The sequence below is a fragment of the uncultured Sphingomonas sp. genome (genome assembly GCF_964021865.1).
Taxonomy (GTDB): Bacteria; Pseudomonadota; Alphaproteobacteria; order Sphingomonadales; family Sphingomonadaceae; genus Sphingomonas.
Genome location: NZ_CAXIAM010000093.1, coordinates 1 through 5,734, shown reverse-complemented (window position 1 = coordinate 5,734; position 5,734 = coordinate 1). Strand labels below are relative to the sequence as shown.

Sequence of the window (5,734 nt, the reverse complement as noted above, 5' to 3'; positions counted from 1 at the left end):
CGACAATTCGGTGACGCCGAGCCCGAGCAGGATCGGCACCGCGAGCGGATCGGAGGCGAGGCTGCCGCACACGCCGGTCCAGCGGTGACGCAGCGCGCCGCCGCGCACCGTCTCGCCGATCAGCCGCAGCACCGCCGGGTGGAGCCCGTCGAGCGCGCCCGCGACCGCCGCGTTCCCGCGGTCCATCGCCAATGTGTATTGCGTCAGGTCGTTGGTGCCGATCGACAGGAAGTCCGCCTCGGCGGCGAGCAGGTCGGCGCCGATCGCGGCAGCCGGCGTCTCGACCATCACGCCAAGTTCGACGTCGCGCGCGCCGCCGGTCAGCCGGTCGAGGACCGCGCGCACCTTGAGCAATTCATCGACGCCCGCGATCATCGGCACCATGATCCGGCAGCGCCCGAGCGGACGGACGGCAAGGATCGCGCGCAGCTGATCCTCGAGGATTTGCGGATGCGCGAGCACGACGCGGACGCCGCGCAGCCCGAGCGCGGGATTCTCCTCACCGTCGATCGGCAGATACGGCGCGGGCTTGTCGCCGCCGATGTCGAGCAGCCGGATGATGAGCGGTCGCCCGTCGAGCGCGTCGACCACCGCCTGATAATCGGCGGTCTGTTCCGCCACATCGGGCGCGGTATCGCGATCGAGGAACAGCAATTCGGTGCGGAGCAGCCCGCAGCCCTCCGCGCCGTTGCGCACCGCATATTCGGCGTCGGCGGGGGAGCCGCAATTGGCGAACAGCTCGATCCGCTCGCCATCGGCGGTGCGGCATTCCTCGTCGGCGCGCGCAAGCGCGTCGGCGCGACGCGTGGCGGCGGTGGCAACGCGGCCCTGCACGTCGGCGAGCAGGTCGGGGGATGGGGTAGGGTGGAGCCAGCCGGCGCTGGCGTCGAGCACCATTGTCGCTCCGTCCGCTATATCGCGCAACGCCCTGCCGAGTGCGACCAGGGTCGGCACGCCGCGCGCGGCGGCGAGGATCGAGACGTGCGAGGTCGGTCCGCCATGTTCGATCGCCAGCCCCGCGACGCGGTCGAGATCGAGCGCCATGAATTGCGACGGCAGCAGATCGTCGGCGAGCAGGATCGCGCCGGCGGGCAGCGTCACCACTTCCTCTTCGGCACCCACCAGCCGCGCGATCAGCTGGCGTTCGAGATCGAGCATGTCGTCGGCGCGTTCGGCCAGCCGCGGGTCGCCGCCGGCGCGCAAGGCATCGGCTTGCGGGCGGATCGCCTCGCGCCACGCATGTGCCGCGCTGCTGCCGCGCGTAATCGCCATCAGGGTGTTTGCGATCAGTTTCGGATCGTCGAGGATCGCGGCGTGCGCCTCGAGGATCGCGCGCGCGCTGGCGGGGCCGGTCGCCGCGCGCTCGGTCAGGTCCTCGATCAAGCCGGTGCGCGCGGCCTCGAACGCGGCTTCCTCGGCGGCGACTCCCTTGCCGTCCGCGGCGACGGCCAGATCGTTCACCTGCAACCGGAACGCCGCGCCGATCGCCAGCCCCGGCGCGGCGGTGACGCCCGCGATCGCGCCCTCAGGTACGTCATGCGCGGCCGGTGGAGCCGGGCGGGGCGCGGCGGGAGCGGCGTCTTCCTTGATGCCGTGGAGGATCAGTTCGGCGACCGCCTCGACCGCTGCCGCCGCCTGTGCGCCGGTTGCCGCGATCCTCACCCGGTCGTTGTGCGCGACGATCAGCGACAGCAGCCCGATCGGGCTGGTCGCGCCGACCGGTTCGCCGCCTTTCGCAAGCGTCACGACGGCGTCGAAGCCGCGCGCGACCTCGGCGATCCGCGCGGCGGGGCGGGCGTGGATGCCGTGCGGCAGCGGCACGACAATCGTGCGCGTCGCCGAAGGACCGTCGCCCGCCACCTGCTGCGCCTGTCCGTCGTGCGCTGTCAGCGTCATCACCGCATCGCCCGCTGTGACGATCGCGCCGGCTGCGCGGTGCGCGATCGTGAAGCGGTCGCCATTGGTGACGACGATCGGCGTCACCGCCGCGCGCGCCTCGCGGACGATCCGGTCGAGGTCGAAGCGGATCAGCGGTTGCCCGCGCGTCACCGCGTCGCCGGCCCCGACCAGTGTCTCGAAGCCTTCACCCTTCATCCCGACCGTGTCGAGCCCGATATGGATCAGCAGTTCCGCGCCCTCGGCGGTGCGCAGCGTGATCGCATGGCCGGTCGGCTGTACCGTGATGACCAGCGCATCGCACGGCGCGACCAGCGTATCGCCGGTCGGGTCGATCGCAACACCGTCCCCCAGCATCCGCTCCGCGAACACCGCGTCGGGCACGTCGTCAAGCGAGCAGGCCCAGCCTTCGAGCGGTGCGTAGAGCGAGAGGGAAGCCATGGCGTCTCCGGGTAGAAACTGGGGTCAGGCGACCGGCTGCGCGCCGATCCAGGTGCTGGCGGGATAAAGGTCGTGGGTCAGGATCGCCCAGTCGGCGCGTTGCCCGACCGCCAGCGTCCCGCGCTCGCCGGACAGGCCGAGGAACGCCGCCGGGCTGGTCGCCGCCAGCCCCGCCGCCGCCTCCGGGGTCAGCCCGAGCCGCGTCACCGCGCCGCGCACCGCGCCCGCCATGTCGAGGTCCGACCCGGCGAGCGTCCCGTCCGCCCCGACGCAGCGCCCGCCCTCGACGTGGATGGGCTTGCCCTGCAGCACGAAGTCCTTGGTCTCGGCGCCGACGCACGGCATCGCGTCGGTCACCAGCATGAAGCGGTCGGCCGGGCGCGCGCGGAGCGCGATGCGCAGCGCGGCATCGTCGACATGGAAGCCGTCGACGATGATCCCGCACCATGCGCTGTCATTGTCGAGCGCCGCGCCGACCACGCCGGGCGCGCGGTGCGCGAGCGGCGACATCGCGTTGTAAAGGTGCGTCACCCCACTCGCGCCCGCCGCGAAGGCTGCGGTGGCGGTGGCGTAATCGGCGTCGGTATGGCCGAGGCAGACGCGCACGCCGGCCGCGACCAGCGTCGCGATCTGATCGGTCGACACGCATTCGGGCGCCAGCGTCACCATCACTCGGCCGCGCCGCGGCGCGGTGAGCAGCGCGAGCATGTCGTCGTCGAGCGCGCGGAAGCGGGCCGGGTCGTGGATGCCCTTGCGCGCGACGTTGATGACCGGCCCCTCGACATGGATGCCGATCACCCCCGGAACCCCGGCCGCGACCGCGGCATCGACCGCGTCGAGCCCGCGCGCGATCGCCTCGGGCGTGTCGCTGATGAGCGTCGGCATCGTCGCGGTGGTGCCGTAGCGCGCGTGCGCCGCGGCGATCGCGGCCAGCCCCTCGACGGTCGGCGTGTCGTTGAACAGCACCCCACCGCCGCCATTGACCTGCGTATCGATGAAGCCGGGCATCACCCAGCCGCCGTCGAGATCGGTCGCATCGGCATCGACCTGCGCGTCGATCGCGGTGATGATCTGGTTGTCGACCGTGATCGTCGCGGCGGACAAGGCGCCGCCAGGCGTGACGATATGGCCGTTGGTGAAGCTGTGCCGCGTCATAGCGTGCGGGTGACCTTGCTCAGATGGCGGGGCGCATCCGGGTCGAGCCCGCGTGCAACCGACAGAGTGTTCGCCATGCGATAGAAGCTCTGGATCGTCAGGATCGGCTCGATCGCGGGATGATCGGCAAGCGCTGGCGGGTGGCTGGCGCCATCGGCGCGCGCATCGGCGAGCGCGACGCGGGCGCCGCGCGCCGCGAACTCGGCCGCCGCCTCGCGCACGCCGTCGCCGGCGGCATCGGAGGTGGCGAAGGCGAGCAGCGGGAAGCCTTCGTTCACGATCGCCATCGGGCCGTGGCGCACCTCGGCGGCGCTGAACGCCTCGGCGTGGAGCGCGCAGGTTTCCTTGAGCTTGAGCGCGGCCTCCTGCGCGACGCCGAAGCCGAGTCCGCGGCCGATCACGAACAGATTGTTGGCGTCGACGAGCAGATCGACCACCTCGCTCCAGTCGAGCGCCCAGGCGGTCGCGAGCCGCTCGGGCAGCGCATCCACCGCGGCGTGCAGCCGCTCGTCACCCGACCATTCGGCGACCAGCAGCGCCAATGCGGCGAGCGCGGTGATATAGGATTTGGTCGCCGCGACCGACTTCTCCGGGCCGGCCATCAGCGGCACGACCGTATCGGCAGCCTCGGCCAGCGGCGAGGTGGCGTCGTTGACCAACGCGACGATCCGTGCGCCCGCCGCCTTCTGCGCGGCGACGGTGGCGAGCAGGTCGGGGCTGCGCCCGCTCTGCGAGATCGCGATGCACAGCGGCGCGGCCGGGGTCTTTACCGCCGATTCGTAGACCGACGCTACCGAGGGGGCCGCGGAGGCGACCGGCACCCCGACGAACGTCTCGATCAGATATTTGCCGTAGGTCGCGGCGTGATCCGACGAGCCGCGCGCGCAGGTAACGACCACCGCGGGCGGCGTCGCGCGCAGGTCGCGCGCCAACTCGCGCAGCGTCTCGCGATTGGTGGCGAGCGTCCGTCCCACCGCATCGGCGGACTCGGCCGCCTCGGCGAACATCAACGTCTGATCGGCGTCGGGCATGTGGTGGCGCTTCCCTGGCGAACGGCGCGGACCCGGTGTGCCGCCCCCCTGTTGTTACCGGATTAAGTCATACATTGGTATTGTTCAAGTCTCTGCCGCGCGAAGCATGGTAATGAGGCCGGCAACCGTCTCAACATCGGTCGCTTTCGCGGTCGCCGGGCTGAACCGGAAACGGGTGAGCGTTTCGTCCTGTTCGGGCAGGGGCGCGCGGCATGACGCGTGCACTTCCGTGACGCCGCTCGCCAGTATCGCGGGCAGGGTCGTCGCCGAGACGCCGCTGCCCGCGAGGATCACGATCCGCCCCGCGGCGCGCTCCACCAGTGTCGTCAGCATCGGCACCGCGTCGACCGCCTGCGGCTGACCGCCGGAGGTGAGGATTCGATCGAAGCCTAGCGCCACCGCGGTTTCCAGCGCAACGGGCAGGTCGGGCACGAGATCGAAGGCGCGGTGCAATGTCAGCGAGAGCGGGCGACCACGCGCCGCGCCGAGATCGCGAGCGAGCGCGATCCACGCCGCCAGCGTTTCGCGATCGAGGCGATGGTCGCGCAGGCTCGCGCCGATGACGATCCCGGCCAGCCCCGCTTCGGCGGCGGTGCGGATGTCGTCGGCGACCAGCGCGCGGTTGGCGGCGTCATGGACGAACCCGCCGGCGCGCGGACGCGCGAGCAGGTGAACGGGCAGGGGCGCCTGCGCTGCCGCGCGCACCAGCGAGGCGGGCGGGGTCAGCCCGCCGACGTCGAGCGCCGCGCACAACTCGATGCGATCCGCGCCGCCGGCCACCGCCGCCGCGATGCCGTGTGCATCCTCGACGCAGACCTCGAGCAGTCGGCGGGTCATGCCGCGAACAGCGACGGCGCCTTGTGGACGACGGTGCGCCCGGCGGTGTCGGTGACGGCATAGGTGAAGCCGGGCAGCAGGCAGAACGCCCCGACATCGCCGCGCGGATCGAGCGCGAGGAAGCCGACCTGCACGCCTTTGATGGCATCGCCGCGGAGTTTGGCGATATGACGCACCACTTCCTCGCACGCGCGCTGCGGCGAAAGACCGGCGCGCAGCGACGCCACGACGCGCGCGCTGCCCGAAACGCGCGTCACTTCTTCGCCGACGCCCGTCGAGGTCGCGCCGCCGACGCCACGCTCGACGTACAGGCCCGCGCCGACCTGCGGCGAATCGCCGACACGGCCGCGCATCTTGAACGCCATGCCGGAGGT

General features: G+C 71.9%; 5 protein-coding genes. All 5 read right to left on the bottom strand.

The genetic code is table 11. The annotated features are described in order from the left end of the window. On the bottom strand, window positions 1-2,337 hold a 2,337-nt coding region (ptsP, locus tag AADI75_RS15835; RefSeq protein ID WP_341209950.1), incomplete at its 3' end, for a phosphoenolpyruvate--protein phosphotransferase. A gap of 24 nt (window positions 2,338-2,361) precedes the next feature. Beyond that, window positions 2,362-3,492: an N-acetylglucosamine-6-phosphate deacetylase gene (gene nagA / locus AADI75_RS15830; protein ID WP_341209949.1), complete on the bottom strand. Its 1,131-nt coding sequence runs from the start codon at window positions 3,490-3,492 to the stop codon at window positions 2,362-2,364. Further along, window positions 3,489-4,523 (bottom strand): SIS domain-containing protein, encoded by a 1,035-nt coding sequence (locus AADI75_RS15825; RefSeq protein WP_341209948.1) that lies wholly within the window; start codon window positions 4,521-4,523, stop codon window positions 3,489-3,491. Before AADI75_RS15825 ends, nagA begins: the two co-directional genes overlap by 4 nt. Window positions 4,524-4,607: 84 nt before the next feature. Further along, window positions 4,608-5,360, bottom strand: a complete 753-nt coding sequence (locus AADI75_RS15820) for a copper homeostasis protein CutC (RefSeq protein ID WP_341209947.1) — start codon at window positions 5,358-5,360, stop codon at window positions 4,608-4,610. Next, window positions 5,357-5,734 (bottom strand): isoaspartyl peptidase/L-asparaginase (locus AADI75_RS15815; RefSeq protein ID WP_341209946.1); only part of this gene is annotated, 378 nt, incomplete at its 5' end. The genes AADI75_RS15820 and AADI75_RS15815, both read right to left, overlap by 4 nt.

Coding starts and splice junctions, on each gene's coding strand:
- nagA (WP_341209949.1), bottom strand. CDS start 3,492: ATGACGCGGCACAGCTTCACCAACGGCCATATCGTCACGCCTGGCGGC.
- AADI75_RS15825 (WP_341209948.1), bottom strand. CDS start 4,523: ATGCCCGACGCCGATCAGACGTTGATGTTCGCCGAGGCGGCCGAGTCC.
- AADI75_RS15820 (WP_341209947.1), bottom strand. CDS start 5,360: ATGACCCGCCGACTGCTCGAGGTCTGCGTCGAGGATGCACACGGCATC.